This window comes from Providencia sp. PROV073, from assembly GCF_033688125.1.
Taxonomy (GTDB): domain Bacteria; phylum Pseudomonadota; class Gammaproteobacteria; order Enterobacterales; family Enterobacteriaceae; genus Providencia; species Providencia hangzhouensis.
Window position 1 is genome coordinate 914,124 of the sequence record NZ_CP096353.1, and the last position, 16,910, is coordinate 931,033.

Consider the following 16,910-nt stretch of genomic DNA (forward strand, 5'->3'; position numbering starts at 1 on the left):
TTCTATTTCGAGAGCAGCGCTGCACTAAAGCGCTTTGCTGCCACTCGGACTATTCAAGGTGTAAATTGAATGCGTACCCAGCGGTACTCAATTTAACTAATTGGAAAGACCACCAAAGCAGAGGTATTTCACTTCCAAGTAATCTTCGATTCCGTAGCGTGAACCTTCACGCCCCAGACCTGACTGCTTAATGCCACCAAATGGGGCCACTTCATTTGAAATAATGCCTTCATTAATACCCACCATGCCGCTTTCTAATGCCTCAGCAACACGGTAGATACGCCCGATATCTTTTGAATAGAAATAAGATGCCAAGCCAAATTCAGTATCATTGGCAAGATCAATCGCTTCTTGCTCATCGCGGAATTTAAATAAAGGTGCCAGTGGGCCGAATGTTTCTTCTTTAGCGACTTTCATGGCTTCAGTGACGCCAGTGATAACGGTCGGTTCAAAGAACAAGCCACCTAATTCTGCCGATTTACCACCAGCGATGACTTTTGCACCGTGGGAAACGGCATCAGCAATATGTTCAGTGACTTTATCGACTGCGGCTTGATTAATCAGAGGACCCTGCTGGGAGTCTGCTTGTGTGGCAGGGCCGATTTTCAGTTCATTCACGGCTTTTGCTAAACGAGCCGCAAATTCATCGTAAACGCCTTCTTGGACTAAAATACGGTTAGCACACACACAAGTTTGCCCGCTATTACGGAATTTAGCCGCTAATGCACCTTGTACTGCTGCATCTAAATCGGCATCATCAAACACGATAAATGGCGCGTTACCACCGAGTTCCAGAGACATTTTTTTCACGGTGTTAGCGCACTGTTCCATCAGCAATTTACCAACTCGTGTTGAACCCGTGAACGTGAGCTTACGAACGATAGGGCTAGAGGTCATCACGCCGCCAATGGCTTTAGCATCCGTACCTGGGACAATGTTAAATACACCAGCAGGAATACCGGCTTCTTCCCCTAACGCTGCCAACGCTAATGCAGATAATGGTGTTTCTGCCGCGGGTTTTAATACCATCGTACAGCCTGCTGCTAGCGCAGGGCCGACTTTGCGGGTGATCATGGCGTTTGGGAAGTTCCACGGTGTGATAGCCGCAACCACCCCCACGGGTTGTTTTATCGTCACAAGGCGACGCCCCGGTAAAGGTGATGGAATGGTTTCCCCATACACACGTTTACCTTCTTCAGCAAACCACTCAATAAAGCTGGCACCGTAGGCAATTTCTCCCATCGATTCAGTGATCGACTTACCTTGCTCAGCACTGAGTAATTCGGCCAATTCCTTTTGGTTATCCATCATTAAACGGAACCATTTGTTTAAAATTTGGCTGCGCTCTTTGGCGGTTTTAGCACGCCATGCCGGCAGGGCTTTTTCTGCGGCTTCGATAGCTTGTTGAGTTTCTAAAGCACCGACATTGCTGACGTTAGCGATAACTTCGTTATTGGCTGGGTTAGTGACCTCAAACACACTTTTATTTTGGGCATCAACCCATTGGCCGTTGATATAAGCTTGTTGGCGAAATAATGTAGAATTGGTATTTATGCTCATTTTTCGTTGTTCTCCGAAGACACTGATTGGACTTGTGGGCGGATATTTTTAGCTGATAGCTGTTGGCTAACAAAACTTAACCCGGCACACAGCGCCATAACAAGTGCCATAGCGAATGGGGATTCATCTTGTAATACAGAAACTGCAACGCTGGCGACAGCCGCTAAGGCAAACTGAATAGAAATAGCAAGTGCACTGGCACTTCCTGCAATTTTCCCGCGATGTTGCAGTAATAGTGACAAACTGTTGGTGCCGATAGCATTGACCATCGATAAGAACAGCACGACTAGAATAACAATTATGGGCAAACTTTGTTGGTAAAATATGAGTAACAGCAGACCAAATGCTAATTGAAACCCACTTTGCATAGTCAGTATGCGCGTTAAACTATAGGTTTTTAGCAGTTTAACGTTCAACAACAACATGACAATCATCCCCAAGATGTTACAACCGAACAGCAAACCATAATGTTGTTCAGAAACACCGAAATAATTGATGTACACAAACGGTGAACCACTGATAAAGGCAAACATACCGGCAAAAGAGAATGCCATGGTGCCAATAATACTCAGTGCTTCTCGGTCTGTGAGCACCTGTGCATAATTCTTAAAAGCGACACAAAGTATATTTTCAGAACCGCGCTGGTGGGTTAACGTTTCAGGGAGCAAGAAAAAAATCGCACACACCGAAGCCAAGCCAATTACTGCCAGCAAATAGAAAATTACTTGCCACTGAAAATGAACGAGTAAAAAACCACCTAAAAGTGGTGCCAGTAATGGCGCTATCATGGTCACAAGTGTCATTAATGACAGCACTTTAGGTAGTTCATGAGCAGGGTAAACATCCCTTGCAATCGCCCTCGCCATGACAATGGCCGCTCCACTACCAAAAGCTTGCAGCGCTCGGAATACAATCAAGGTATTTGCGTTGGTGGCTTGTGCGCATAACAAACTGGCAATAGTGAAAATGGCAAGGCCACTTAACAACATTTTCCGCCGGCCAAGAAGGTCACTTAATGGGCCATAAAACAGCATTCCCACGCAGAAACCAGCAAAAAAAGCCCCAAGGGTGTACTGCATTTGCCCTTGAGTGGCCTGTAATGCAATTCCCATTTGAGGGAGGGCAGGGAGGTACATATCGATAGACAATGGACCGAATGCCACTAATGACCCCAGTAATGGAATCAAGTAGTGCGGTATGTGTTTATCGAAATTTTTAACCATCTTGCCCTCTCAATAAAACGAAGAATAAAGCTTTAAACTCTTAGCCCTTAAACAAGGCATGAACATTGTTCTGTTTATAATTTAAAACAGGATCAAGCTCTTCCATGGTAAAAGACAGCGCGAGGTAACGTTTTGCCATTAAATCGGCAAAGTGGGTTTTGATCAGGTCGAAAATCATTTCTCCCGTTTTTTGCCTATCTTCAAGAGAGCGCCCAGCACCGATCTTCAACGTCATATGGACAAAAGCATAATCGTGCTTGCCATCAGCCATTTGCCAAGTATCCAGCCAAATAGCACGACTACGAATGCCACCTAATGGGAAGATACCTGTTCCCGCGAGGGCTTCATTCACTTTGGCGAAGAGCTCAGGTAGTTGAGCTTCATCACGAATATTTTCTGTACATTCTGCATAAAAATGAGGCATAACAATTCCTTATGCGGTGACTGCTTGTTTATCAGTAATATAGCTTGGCAGTGGGAACACGGCATTGATTTGCCCTGTACCTGAGCTTGCAAACAAGTCAGTTAAAACTTCCACTTTCTCAGCGTATTTATCCCAACCTAACATACCTAACAGCATCACGGTGTCGTGCATATGGCCTTCGCCATAGCAGTAATCTGCGTATTCAGGCAACATTTTGCAGAATTCTTCAAAACGACCTTCACGCCAAAGTTTGACGACACGTTTATCCATTTGCTCATCAAATTCACGCGTGTAGCTGTTCATGCCATCTTCGGCTTTTTGGTCATCAATAAAGCGGTGTGATAATGAGCCACTCGCTAATACAGCGACGGTGCCATTGTATTTTTCAATCGCGGTTAGTACGGCTTCACCTAATTTGCGGCTGTCTTCAAAACTATGAGAAGTACAGAATGCTGAGATTGAGATAACTTTAAAGTGACGGTCACTATTCATATAGCGCATAGGAACTAATGTCGCATACTCAAGGGTTAAGCTTGGGATTTCATGAGCTTGAGCACGAACACCTAACTTACGCGCTTCCTCACCAATCATTTGGCCTAATACCGAGTTCCCATCGTATTCATATTCCATATCGCGAATAAAATGTGGAAGTTCATTACTGGTGTAAATACCTTTAAAGTGGTCAGCACAGTTAATGTGATAGGCGCTGTTGACTAACCAGTGCGTATCAAAAACGATGATGGTATCAACGCCTAATTCACGGCAGCGGCGGCTGATTTCTTTATGCCCATCGATAGCGGCTTGGCGGCATCCAAAGTTTTTACCTGGTAGTTCTGATAGGTACATGGATGGGACGTGTGTTATTTTTGCGGCGAGTGCCAACTTACCCATTTCATCCTCTCTTACCCGTTATATTTTGAGCTGTAGCGGTGTTGGCCGCACAAAACCACCCTAATCACATACTCATGTATGCTCATAGGGATGATTTCGCTTGCCGCCTAGCTACAACTCAAACTATTTAGGGTAAGGAACGAGTTTACCCATAATTTGTTGTAGCTATTATTTATCATGAATCATTTACAGTTCAAATTTTCATGGGTATCTAATTGATAAATAAAATAAATTTATGAATCACACACCCCAGCGAGGGATGTTGTGGTCTCCGTAGGAGATACACACGTTCTTCATTTCTGCGAACACTTCGAAGCTGTACTCGCCACCTTCACGACCTACACCGGAGGCTTTGACACCACCGAATGGTTGGCGCAGGTCACGCACGTTTTGGGTGTTAACAAACACCATTCCAGCTTCAATACTGCGTGATAAACGTAAAATCTTGCTGACATCTTGCGTCCAAATATACGAAGCAAGGCCGTACTCAATATCATTTGCCATGCGTAAACCGTCTTCTTCAGATTTAAACGGAATTAAACAAGCCACAGGCCCAAAGATCTCTTCTTGGGCGACACGCATGCGGTTATCGACATCAGCCAGTACGGTAGGACGTAAGAAATTACCGCCTTTGAGGTGGTCAGGTAGGTCAGTCGGTTTGTCTGGGCCACCCGCTAACAAGGTTGCGCCTTCTTCCATACCTAAACGAATATAACCCGAAACCTTGTTCCAGTGCTGCTGGCTGATCAATGCACCCACTTGGGTTTTCGGATCGTTCGGGTCACCGACGATCAAGCGGTTTGCACGTTCCGCAAAGCGTTTAACAAACTCAGGATAGATACTTTCTTGGATGAAAATACGTGAGCCAGCCGTACAGCGTTCGCCATTAATGGAGAAAATCGTAAACAGGGCAGCGTCTAGTGCACGCTCAATATCCGCGTCTTCAAAGACCAGTACCGGTGATTTACCCCCTAATTCCATGGAATACTTTTTCAAGCCTGCATTTTGCATAATAGTGCGGCCAGTAGCCGTGCCCCCAGTAAAGGAAACCGCACGGACATCATGGTGTTTGACTAAAGCATCCCCAGCAGTGCTACCATAGCCTTGAACCACGTTCAAAACGCCCGCTGGAATACCGGCTTCCAGAGCCAGTTCACCAAGGCGATTCGCTGATAATGGTGATAACTCAGACATTTTCAGAACCGCAGTATTACCCAGTGCTAAACAAGGGGCGGTTTTCCATGTTGCGGTCATAAATGGCACGTTCCATGGGGAAATCAGCGCACAGACACCCACAGGTTGAACCAAGGTGTAGTTCATCATCTTGTCATCAACAGGGTAAGTACGGCCATTCATTTGCTGGCAAATTTCAGCAAAGAATTCAAAGTTGTGTGAAGCGCGTGGGATCAACACGTTTTTAGTTTGGTGAATAGGCAAACCAGTGTCTTTGGTTTCCATTTCTGCAATTTGCGGGACATTTTCGTCGATCAATTCACCAAGGCGACGCATTAAGCGAGCGCGCTCTTTCATCGGGGTATTGGACCATTTTGGAAATGCGTCTTTTGCTGCGGCAACGGCTTGGTTGATTTCGTCTTGTCCACCCGCTGCGACTTCAGCGAGTACTTCACCCGTTGCAGGGTTGGTGGTTTCAAAATAGTCTTTGCTAGCAACGTTTTTACCGTTGATCCAATGATTAATCTTAGTCATTACACACGTTCCTCATAGTCTTTTTCGCTGATAATGGTGTTGACCAGTTTGCCAACACCTTCAACTTCAACAATGACTTCGTCACCCGGCACGACATCAGACAACCCTTTTGGTGTCCCTGTCGCAATCATGTCTCCCGGTTGCAGTGTCATAAAGTCACTGAGGTAAGCAATTAAAAATGGAATATCGAAAATTAGACCGGCAGTGGTGCCTTTTTGACGTAATTCACCATTAACATAGGTGTATAAAGCTAAGTTATGTGGATCTTTAATGGCGTCTTTATCGACGATCCAAGGGCCGATCGGCGTTAAGGTATCGCGGCTCTTAACACGTAAATTTGGGCGATAATAGTTCTCTAAATAGTCACGGATCGCATAGTCATTACACACGGTATAACCTGCGACATAATCCATGGCATCTTCTCTTGAGACCTTGTGAGCCGTTTTTCCAATCACCACCACTAACTCAGACTCATAATGCATATATTCAACATTATCAGGGCGAACAGAAACTTGGCGGTGGCCCGTTAAGCTGCTTTCTGCTTTTAAGAAAATTAAAGGTTCTTCAGGTGGCTTAAATTCTAATTCGGCAGCATGGTCCGCATAGTTCAAACCAAGGGCAAATAACGTTCCTTGAGCAGGGGGTAACCATTCAACATCAGGAGAATCACCCGTGACTACATCCCCATTAGGTAACGTAATGGCTTCGTTATCACCAACGGTGACGGAATATTCAGTGCCTTTAAAAAGGATTTTGGCGCGTTTTGTTATCGTAGACATTATTTTCCTCCTGCTGCCACAACGGTATTTTTCAGGCTAGGAAAGCCTTCCGCTTGGATAACCACGTCATCACCGGGTTTGATGGTGACGCGTTGCTGTGGCGTTCCGAGCAGGATCACATCCCCTTGCTTTAAGGTGGCAAAGTCACTTAATGCAGCCACTAACTCGCTAGCATCGCGGATCAGATCTTTTGTTGACCAGCGATCCACTTCTTTGCCATTCACTAGGGTGATGATATCGACAGGAGTATTTAGCGAAGTAGCCACCATTTCACCGATTGGGCAGAAAGTATCACGGCATTTTGCTTTAATTGCAGGGCGATAGAAGGTGTCTTCTGGCAAGCTCACTTCATTTGCCAGCGCAAACCCAGCAATAAATTGATGAGCATCCTCTTTACTGACTTTGCGTGCATTTTTACCGATCACCAAAGCAAGCGTAGCGCCACTTTGCACTTCTTCACCTATAGGGTGCAAAATTTGCTCACCTGAATTGATACGCGTATTACGCGGCTTAATAAACCACACAGGGGTTTTTGGTGGGGTCTTATAAGGGGCTTGCTGGAATGCCTCAAGCCAATGGCTAAGCTGGCTTTGGTGATTGAGGGCAACGGCAAATACAGTGCCTTTCATTGACAACTCCTTAATGAAAAGAATTCAACTTTCGAGTAATTATTAATATATTAATAAAGTATAATTTTTAAATTAGCAATAGGTTTATGTAAATGTTAATTTTAATTGTGATCTCATTAACATAATTGAGTCACCTTTCTGTAATATGCTGTTATAAATGGATTTATTATTTTTTCAATTTTTTTTGATTTACAAAAAATTAACTTTAAAGTTGAATTTTAAATTATTTACTCATTAATATTTTAGGGTTTTTCTTTGAGATTGTTATTTGACCGTGCTACTCTTGAATAAGGCAAATTGGTGATGTGGAAATTCATGGTGATAACCAAAGGGTTTCACTAAAGCATTGCGCCAATAAAGCACTGTGGCAGCCGCCATAAAATACCTAAATTGGGCTAAATAACGTTAATTAAGTGGTGAGTTTTAAGCTTATGCATGAATCATTGACAATTGCATTATTGCAGGCAAGGGAAACCGCAATGGGTTTTTTCCGGCCGATATTAAAGTCGTATAATTTGACTGAACAGCAATGGCGTATTATTCGCGTTTTAGCTGATAAGCGTTCAATTGATTTTCATGAATTATCAGTCCAAACCTGTATTCTGCGCCCAAGTTTAACGGGGATCCTAACCCGTATGGAGCGCGAAGGTTTAATTTTCCGCTTAAAACCGTTGAATGATCAGCGCAAGTTATATGTCTCTTTGACACCTGCAGGGCAAGAGCTGTATGACAAAGCGCGGCAGGAAGTGGAAGAAGGTTATCAAAAAATTGAGCTGGCTTTTTCGCCAGAGAAAATGCAGCAATTAACCGCGTTGTTGGATGAGTTAATTGCTTTAGAGAGCCCAGATTATAGTAATATCGCTGCTGATAAGAGAAAGAGCGCCTAAATTTTCGTCATATTTCGAGCTCTAGCTGTGTTGGCTTCTTTCGGCTATTTGGGTCACATACTGATGTATGCTCCCCAAACTATCCTCAATTGCCGCCTTGCTAGAGTTCGAACTATTTAGAAAATTAATTTGTCTTCGTCATATTTCACATTGTGACATTGTTGCTGGCGCTGGCTACTGGGTCACATATTGGTGTGTTTTCATCGGACTTTCTTCAATTGTCGCCTTCTTATAATTCGAATTATTTAGAATATAGTTATTACTTAAATAATTCACTTTTCCGTTTAGATTCACTGAAGTTGAACTTCATTTATACTTTTAGTTGAGTAGCCAATCCCTCACTATCATATCTTATTTGTAATTGTGAAATTACCTATAGGTTACTTGTGACAAACTCTTCAGAAAAATCATTCCTAATAAAATCAAATGATTGATTTTCAGTATATGGCATTAAATTTTATTATTAATTGCGGTTTGGTTAGATTAATATAATAAAATGGCGCAAAAAAAATCATATTAAGAATGAAAGTATTAATTTTTAGTCATGGTGGATTTTTTTATCTAAAAACAGTTAATGAGAATAAGTTACATTACGGTAAATTTACTGTTCGTAACGAAAATTTAGATAACATGACAAAATATCAAATTATATGGCGTTTATTATACTTATCGTTGTTTATGATTTCGCCTTATGGCTACACGGAAAATCAATTATTCCCTTCCACGAATGAAAGTATTCAATTTGAACAGAAACAACGGTTAGAATCGGAGTTAACCCAACGTAATCTATTGGAAAAACACAATGTAATCACTGTTGATGATACTTTTTCCAAACACGGTCAAGATGAAATTTGTTTCCCGGTCGATAAGATCCAATTTGTCGGTGCCACACAACTCACCAGTAAAACTCAGACTAAGTTAACCTCACCTTACTTAAAACACTGCCTCACGCTAGGTGAAATACATAAGCTCACCAAGCATGTGACTAATTACTATATAGAACAGGGGTTTATTACCTCTCAAGCCATCATTCCTGAGCAAGATTTATCGTCACATCATCTCGCTTTACAAATGATTGAAGGAAAGATTGAAACTATCGAGATTGATAACTCCCCAGAGCGCCTAGTTCATCAAATATTTCCTTATCAACAAGGTAAAATATTAAATCTACGGGATATTGAACAGGGGTTGGAGCAACTCAACCGGTTATCGTCCGCTAAGTACACTATCGATATCCAGCCAGGAAGCCAAAATGGCTACTCTCGGATTATTATTCATCAGCAAGGGAAAAAATGGCCTATTACGGGCCAATTGAACTTCGATAATTCAGGGATGAAAGCAACAGGAAAACAGCTGATTACAGGCGGTTTGACGGTAGATTCCCCATTAGGGTTTGGTGAGCAGTGGTCAGTCTCGGCCAATACCGATATGGATGGAAGTACATCCCATCATAATCGTTATATCGTTGCGAATGTGAATGTGCCTTATGGTTATTGGTCATACCGTTATCAATTTTACCGTAACAGTACGTTACAACCGTTTTATGCATCGGGGCAGCAATACCGTTATGAAGGCAAAAATACCAACCAACAATTTGATATCAGCCGCTTAATTTATCGCGATGGCAAACAGCGTCTAACCTTACAAGGCAGTTTGAAACATAAAAATGCCCGCACTCAGTTAGCTTCCCAAACCCTGAGTATCAGCAGCCCAACTTTAACCTCGCTCTCATTTACCCCACAATACAGTACCGCGCTGGGACAAGGCTACTTCACGTTAAACCCTGCTGCTGAATGGGGAATATCCGCCTTTGGCGCCTCACCGGACACCCTCGCGAAAGATTCACCACGAAGCCATTACCGCAAATTCAGTCTAAGTAGCAGTTATCAGTATTTTTTCGCTAATGGTTTGACCTATTTAACGTCATTTTACAGTCAATACTCCCCCGATAATTTATACGGCATTGAACGTATAAGTATTGGAGGCCAGTATTCTGTCCGTGGTTACCATGAGCAATCTTTGAGTGGTAACCGAGGTGGCTATTGGCGTAATGAAATCAATAAAGACATCGCCAATACGGCAATTGGGCAACTGCGTTTTATCGGAGCGTTAGATTATGGATTTATTGCCTCTGATACGTACCACGTTGAACATGACACCCTAGCGGGAGGAGCTGTTGGTCTCTCTTTTACAGGCAATAGCCCAATTTATTCTCAGTTTCTACTCAGTAAACCTTTGCATTATCCCTCACAACTTAAACCAGACAATTGGTCGGCTTATTGGTCGGTCTCATTCTCTCTGTAGCTTTACGTTTTTAAAGGATTATTTATGCTAAATGAACAATTACCTTCTCGCTCTAAGCGGATATTAAGTTACACCATTATTTTCTTAACCGCAGTCTACCCCTTACATCCCGCTTGGGGAGCAGCCATGACGGCGGCAGATAAAAACACCCAAATCAGCCAACAAAATAACGTCCCGATTATTAATATCGCCACGCCGAATGGGGCAGGAATATCCCACAATAAATTCCAACAATTTAATGTCGATAAACAAGGTGCGGTACTCAACAACGCCACCACTAATGTGAATTCCCAAATTGCAGGGCAAATCAAAGCCAATACGAATTTAAAGGGAAATGCCGCTAATCTGATTATCAACGAAGTTACCGGCAGTAGCCGCTCAGAATTACAAGGTAAGTTGGAAGTAGCAGGCAAAGGGGCGAATGTCTTAATTGCTAACCCGAATGGGATTACCTGCAATGGCTGTAGCTTTGTGAATACCCCTGCGATTACCTTAACCACGGGAAAACCTATTCTGGATAACAAGGGGGTTTTGTCTGCGGTTGAGGTGAAAAAAGGCAGTGTGGTTATCGGCGCCAATGGCATGAATGCCGAAGCGCAAACTTATGCCGATATTATCAGCCGTGCCACCGAATTGAATGGGCAAATCAAAGCCAAGAACCTGACCCTGATGCAAGGCACCAACCGTGTTGATTTTCAAAAAGGCACCGTAACACCGATTGCGGGTGAAGGGGCAAAACCCAGTATTTCCGTAGATACCAAAGCACTGGGTGGGATGTATGCCAATCAAGTGAAATTGGTGAGTACGGAATCAGGGGTGGGGATTAACCTCAGTAATGTGCAAGCCAACCAACATGACCTGACGTTAACTGTCGATGGCAAAATTACCCTTGCCGGCAATATTCAAGGGAAAAAAGACATCAATGTCAGCACCAAAAACCTGCAGATTAACGCCAATGCCAACGTGAATGCCACCAAAGACATCACATTAGCCACCAACACCCTCGCCAATAACGGCAAAGTTACCGCAGGCAAGGATATGCGTGTCTTTGCCGATTCAATAAGCAATACGGGCAATAGTGCACTTATTCAGGCACAAGATAATTTGTGGATGCAAAAAAATGCCAAGGGGGATTTGAGTACGCTGATTGAGAATAAATCGGGGACGATAAAGACCAATGCAGGGGATTTGGTGGTTCGTACGAAGCAATTGACCAACATGTCGTTAAATACCCACTACAAGGAAAATACGATACAACCGACCTCCACAAGTAAGAACTTATTAATAGACCGAGTTAGAGAAGGAGGCGGGAATTATGATGTGGTCATGAATGCAAAGTTGGTTAACCCTCTTCCTAATAAGTGGTTCGGTGTAGCTGATTTTTCAAATGCATTTTATAAAGAGGGTGTTTTAGTCAATACAGGTCAAAGTATTTACTCTGATGATTCAGTTCGGCTCGGAGAAATAGTTAGCGGTGGAAATGCTTATCTTAATGGTAATCAAATCACTAATGATAACGGTATCATTTCTGCTAAGAAAAATTTAATTTTAACCGGTAATACTTTAGATAATAGTCAAAATATTGGCTGGAAAAAATACACCTATAAAAATTATGTCATCGATCCTTCGAACAGTGGAAGTGGAATAGTTAATATTAGAAATATCAAAGAATTAATTTTAGAAACGCATTATAAAATACAAGGTGATGTGTTCATTTTGGAATTGATTGATAATGTAAAAACAAAGAAAGGGTTACATTCAGGTGCGAATCTCATCCTCGATTTTAAACATTCGATCAGCAGTGAGAACAAACTACCTATTACCTCATCACTGATCTCAAAAATAAATCACATCGATTCCCCCGCTTATTTAATGTCAGCAAAAAATATTATTTTAAATTCTAATAATATAAATATTTCCACCAACTTACAGTCTGAAAATGATCTGTCTATCATTGCAGGTCAAAACATTAATATTAATCATGCACAGCTCGTTGCAAAACAATCACAAAGCCTAATTGCCAATAACGACCTTAACCTTAAACAGGTTAATTTAACGGCTAAAGACAGCACCTTAATTGCGAAAAATGGCGATCTTCAATACAGTTTAAACCCCGTTTCTGCCTTTAAAGACAATGTATTATCGCCCCCGGTTATCAACGCCGCAAACTCGTTACATATCCAAGCCGGTAAAAATATCACTTTTGATAATGCGCAGTTAGCCAAAACGAATAAACTTACCCTCAGTGCCAATGACAATATTGTTATTCATCGCGATGAATCCGATTTAATGAAACTCGCGGTTTCAGAGCCTGTCACCAATATTAATGCGTTACTCACAAAAACAGGAAATTGGACAAGTTCAGGGGAAATAAACCTCACCGCCGGTAAAAATATTGAAGCGCGTGGCATTGCTTTCAACAGTGGTAAATTACTGACGTTCAATGCAGGCCAAGATATTTTATTAGGCTCAAAAGCCATAAAAGATGTCGATAATGTATTTAAAACCAATCGCTATCCAGAGTTGCGTTCTCAGCTCATCGCGAATGGCAATATCACGTTAAATGCCGCTCGTGATATTGACTTGCAGTCGGCTAACCTTCAATCCACAGACAAGGTCATAGCGCTTTCAGGTCGTGATATTAAATTAACGGCTACCGCTTACTCTGCGATTCCCAACCCCAGTGAAGATAACCAAGATGTACGTTATGTGACTTCGACACTTTCCGGTGACAAAGGCGTCACTCTGGCCTCCAATGGCGCACTCACTGCACAAGGTAGCACAATCAAATCCCTAGGTGACATCACATTATCAAGTGGGGGAAATGTACGTTTAGAGTCAGTCAAAACGAACTATCGAAAACAATCAGGGAAAAAATTTGAAGAGTTATATCGTCAAATTGGCACTGAAATTAACAGCGGTAAAACGCTGACCATTTTGTCAGAGGGGAGCATTCTTTTCCAAGCCTCACGTCTCGTTGCCAAAGGTGCGATGGATATTGCGGCAAAAGGCGGGTATCTCTACGCCCAAGCCATGGAAGAAAGCAGTTACTTCGAAGAGTATAAAAAGAAATGCAATAGATGGACGCTTTGTATTACGAAAAAGGAAGTGAGAAAAACACGCAGTGATAAAACCAATAAAGTCACTGAGTTTACTGCTGGTGGCGATATTAATCTGTATGCCAAGGATGATGTCACATTAGAAGCGACCAAAATTAATGCGGGCAAGAATGCCAAAATCACCAGCCAAACGGGCAAGGTCAATTTTAAAGCGGTCAAAAACTCGCAATTTGAACAGGTGATTACAAATTCTAACGGTTTTTATATCACCCAACGTAATAAAGGCTATACCTCAGATAAATGGGTTTTACCTGCATTGCATATTGGTGGAAAACTGACTGTTGATGCGAATAAAGGGATCACTGCAGATGTTAAATCGAAAAATGGTCAGAGCTTAGAAAATGCCTTAGAGGCTCTTGGTAAAACAGAAGGTACACAGTGGCTTGCAGGCTTAAAAGACCGTGAAGATGTTCAGTGGAACTTAGTTAAAGACGCCTATGACAGTTGGGATTATAAAAGCCAGAGTTTAAACCCGGTTGCTGCTGCGCTGATTATGATAACTGTTGCAGCGATGACGTCAGGTACAGCAACGAAATTTGCGGCTTGGGCAGCATCCGGTAGCAGTGGTACGAGTGCTGCGGTGATATCAGGCGCGGCTTACTCTGGTATGACAGCTCTTTCAACACAAGCAGCGATCGCACTGGCTGAAAACCAAGGAAACCTATCGAAAGCGCTTAATTCACTAGGTAAAAGCGAAACAGTTAAATCTATTGTTGCTCAAATGGTGATCTCCGGGGCGCTTAATGGTTTAGATGTCAAAATGGGATGGACAAAAGGGAATCCGGGGAATGCTAAGTTACCTTTATTAAGTAATGGGGATTGGAATAAGGTTGCTCAGCGTGTTGCCGCGCAATCTGTGATTAGTTCAACCGTGAATACTACAATCCAAGGTGGCAGTTTTACCGATAACTTTAAGAGTGCCTTACTCAGTAATATTGGCAATCAGGTGAATGCGGAAGGTGCAAAGTTAATCGGTGATAACGGAGAAATTTTAGGGCATACAGGCAAATTATTAAGTCACTCAGTTGTTGCAGGAGTGAGTGCCGAAATAGCTGGGGGAGATGCGAAAGGTGCAGTTGTTGGTGCATTAGCAGCAGAGTTAGCTGCAATTTCATTGAACAGTAAATTGTTTGAGCCCAAATATATCAATGAGCAAGAAAGACAACTCGCATTGCTACAAGATGCTATCAAGGGTAATGACGCCAAAACTCAATTCACTAAAGTATTAGGTGGATTTGCAGGGGCATTAATTACCCATAAGCCAGAAGGCGCTTTTTCTGCCGCTAATTCTGCCGAGTTGGTTTATACGTATAATTATACAGAGCATCAGTTACAGCAAATCATTATAGAGAACAATCTGGATATGATGGCGGCGGCTAAAGGAGATAAAGCTGCTGCACGACGTGTTGCCGCAAGAGAACAAGCTGCAGGAGTGGTGGGCTTAGTTGCCGTTGGGGGGGGTGTCATCATACTCGGAGGTGAAATAGTTGTTGCAGCAACTCCAGAAATTGCGGAAGGGCTAAAATTAGGCTTCGCTGGATGTAAAGCCAGCGTCAGTTTTTGCGCTACTAAGCTAGGCTTAGTAGCGGCCGATATAGCCGCACCTGAAGCTGCTATATCGACAGCCGCAATTGGGGGAGCTGGCATTAAGGTTGTAGCGAACTCTGAGGAGGCCCTTAAATCATTAAAAAATGCAATACCAACCACCTCAAAAGAGTTATTAACATCTGGTAAGCTTAATATCTCAAAATTAACCCCCATCATAGAAAAAGAGCAGTTACATGCCTCTGCGACTAATAAACTGATTGCGGAGATAAATAGAATTCCGTCTAAGACGCAGGCTGCAAATACAGCCACTATGATAGGTGCGTATGATTCTGTAACGGGTAAGATCGCTATTGGATACAGTGATGGTAAAATTTCAGCTGAAATGCTGAACAAGAACACCGTAATTTATGTTGAGAAACAACTTGGTGTTAAAATAGGTGAATATACAACATTTTGTAAAAATAAAGTTGGTGCTTGTGCTGAGGTATCAGCAGCAGACTCGTTGATCCGTCAAGGAGTTAAGCCAGAAAATATCCGGTTTACCCAAGCGGTCAGGCCTCGAGAGGTTTGGGGAAAAGAAACAATTCCGCTAAAAGCAATAAAAGAAACATGTGACAATTGCCTAGTTACATGGCCAACAGGAGTAGATAAATGAGTATGTTAGATATTAACTGGGAACCTAGCTTTGGTTCGGTTTTTACTTGGTTTGCCATGGATAAAAACGGAAAAATCGCTGTCATGATTAATAATGGTTTTGGTGATTTACCTAAATCGTTACTGGCAATTAGTAATGTTACAGAACTATTGAATAATTTAAATGAATACATGTGGGAAGAATCAGCAACCTTTGTAAACTATCCCCTCAATAAAGGCGGCTCAGTTATTTTAGATTTATATTCATCATGTCTTTATCGACATCTACCTTCGCGAAAAGAAGTTGAAGAGTGCATAGAAAACGAGTTAATTACTTCGGGGCATTACAGTGATACTAATCTGTCAGTCAATAAAGGTTTTTTTATTTATCAAGCTATAGAAGGCAATAACCCTGGAGATGATTATCCTGTCGGCTATGAAGGTGAAACTAAGATGGGGGATTATTTTCGTTATTTGATGCCGACTATTTATGCTTCGATTGAAGACTTTCCTGAGGAATTGCGCCATGGAATTGCGGTATCTGATACCATTGATTTCACTGTAGACCAGTTATTTGATAATGACAAAATTAGTGAGTATTTTCCTCGTATGTACCATGGTTAAGATTATGGGCTATACGAAAAAATAAAACATGGCGAAAGTTTGGAATGTATCATAAATAACCGCCATCTTTATATAAAGATGGCGGTTATTACTGTATAGACTTCAGTCTTTAATGTTCACTCGCACTCTTTTGGGGTTACTTACTCAATAAGTTCAAGAAATGAATATGTTTTTCATATTGGTCTAGGATATCGTGAATGATCTGCTCTTTTTCCCAGCCCATCACGTTATAATCTTGCCCACCTTCTTTTAAGTGAATTTCAGCACGATAGTAGCGTTGCACCTCGCTCTTTTCATCATCACTTTCTGTCCCCATACCTGCTAAAGCAAAGGCTGGTTGAATATAGTAACGGAGGAGAAATTCATAGAAAAAGTTCATATCGTCGCCTAAATCGACTTCAAAGCTAAATTACCAGTCCTTCCCACATGATTTAAATAACAGAGCAGTCGGTTTCTATATCACAATCAGCAACAACGGCAATAATGCGAGGCTCAAGTTGCGTTTTAAACTCATCGCAAATGGTAATATTACGTTAAATGCGGCCCGTGATATTGACTTGCAGTCGGCCAACCTTAAATCCA

General features: G+C 42.2%; 11 protein-coding genes and 1 pseudogene. 4 read left to right on the plus strand and 8 right to left on the minus strand.

Annotated elements, in window-relative coordinates:
• Window positions 1–96: 96 nt before the first annotated feature.
• The 7 genes from M1F17_RS03945 to M1F17_RS03975 all read right to left on the minus strand — a co-directional run bounded on the left by M1F17_RS03945 (window position 97) and on the right by M1F17_RS03975 (window position 7,213).
• The gene (locus M1F17_RS03945; protein WP_094962173.1) at window positions 97–1,560 is read right to left on the minus strand and encodes an NAD-dependent succinate-semialdehyde dehydrogenase; all 1,464 of its coding nucleotides are present in this window, start codon (window positions 1,558–1,560) and stop codon (window positions 97–99) included.
• Window positions 1,557–2,783: a Bcr/CflA family multidrug efflux MFS transporter gene (locus M1F17_RS03950; protein ID WP_004905316.1), complete on the minus strand. Its 1,227-nt coding sequence runs from the start codon at window positions 2,781–2,783 to the stop codon at window positions 1,557–1,559. Before M1F17_RS03950 ends, M1F17_RS03945 begins: the two co-directional genes overlap by 4 nt.
• A gap of 40 nt (window positions 2,784–2,823) precedes the next feature.
• Window positions 2,824–3,207: a 5-carboxymethyl-2-hydroxymuconate Delta-isomerase gene (locus tag M1F17_RS03955; protein ID WP_004905302.1), complete on the minus strand. Its 384-nt coding sequence runs from the start codon at window positions 3,205–3,207 to the stop codon at window positions 2,824–2,826.
• A gap of 9 nt (window positions 3,208–3,216) precedes the next feature.
• Window positions 3,217–4,098 (minus strand): 3,4-dihydroxyphenylacetate 2,3-dioxygenase, encoded by an 882-nt coding sequence (hpaD, locus tag M1F17_RS03960; RefSeq protein WP_164455016.1) that lies wholly within the window; start codon window positions 4,096–4,098, stop codon window positions 3,217–3,219.
• A gap of 240 nt (window positions 4,099–4,338) precedes the next feature.
• Window positions 4,339–5,805: a 5-carboxymethyl-2-hydroxymuconate semialdehyde dehydrogenase gene (hpaE, locus tag M1F17_RS03965; protein ID WP_094962174.1), complete on the minus strand. Its 1,467-nt coding sequence runs from the start codon at window positions 5,803–5,805 to the stop codon at window positions 4,339–4,341.
• Window positions 5,805–6,584 (minus strand): fumarylacetoacetate hydrolase family protein, encoded by a 780-nt coding sequence (locus M1F17_RS03970; RefSeq protein WP_318837245.1) that lies wholly within the window; start codon window positions 6,582–6,584, stop codon window positions 5,805–5,807. The genes hpaE and M1F17_RS03970 overlap by 1 nt, the downstream gene beginning before the upstream one ends.
• Window positions 6,584–7,213 (minus strand): fumarylacetoacetate hydrolase family protein, encoded by a 630-nt coding sequence (locus M1F17_RS03975; protein WP_112307868.1) that lies wholly within the window; start codon window positions 7,211–7,213, stop codon window positions 6,584–6,586. Before M1F17_RS03975 ends, M1F17_RS03970 begins: the two co-directional genes overlap by 1 nt.
• 431 nt (window positions 7,214–7,644) lie before the next feature.
• Here M1F17_RS03975 and hpaR point away from each other — a divergent pair, with 431 nt between their 5' ends.
• The 4 genes from hpaR to M1F17_RS03995 all read left to right on the plus strand — a co-directional run bounded on the left by hpaR (window position 7,645) and on the right by M1F17_RS03995 (window position 16,328).
• A complete protein-coding gene (hpaR, locus tag M1F17_RS03980; RefSeq protein ID WP_004905292.1) occupies window positions 7,645–8,100 on the plus strand; it encodes a homoprotocatechuate degradation operon regulator HpaR in 456 nt (151 codons plus the stop codon).
• Between the two features lie 522 nt (window positions 8,101–8,622).
• Window positions 8,623–10,404 carry a ShlB/FhaC/HecB family hemolysin secretion/activation protein gene (locus M1F17_RS03985; RefSeq protein WP_318837246.1) on the plus strand — a complete coding sequence of 594 codons (1,782 nt, stop codon included), beginning with the start codon at window positions 8,623–8,625 and terminating at the stop codon, window positions 10,402–10,404.
• A gap of 24 nt (window positions 10,405–10,428) precedes the next feature.
• Window positions 10,429–15,726, plus strand: a complete 5,298-nt coding sequence (locus M1F17_RS03990; RefSeq protein WP_318837247.1) for a DUF637 domain-containing protein — start codon at window positions 10,429–10,431, stop codon at window positions 15,724–15,726.
• Window positions 15,723–16,328: a hypothetical protein gene (locus M1F17_RS03995; protein WP_094962178.1), complete on the plus strand. Its 606-nt coding sequence runs from the start codon at window positions 15,723–15,725 to the stop codon at window positions 16,326–16,328. The genes M1F17_RS03990 and M1F17_RS03995 overlap by 4 nt, the downstream gene beginning before the upstream one ends.
• 136 nt (window positions 16,329–16,464) lie before the next feature.
• Here the strand turns inward: M1F17_RS03995 and M1F17_RS04000 are convergent.
• A pseudogene (locus M1F17_RS04000) lies at window positions 16,465–16,731 on the minus strand (choline transporter); the annotation flags it as partial.
• Window positions 16,732–16,910 lie beyond the last annotated feature (179 nt).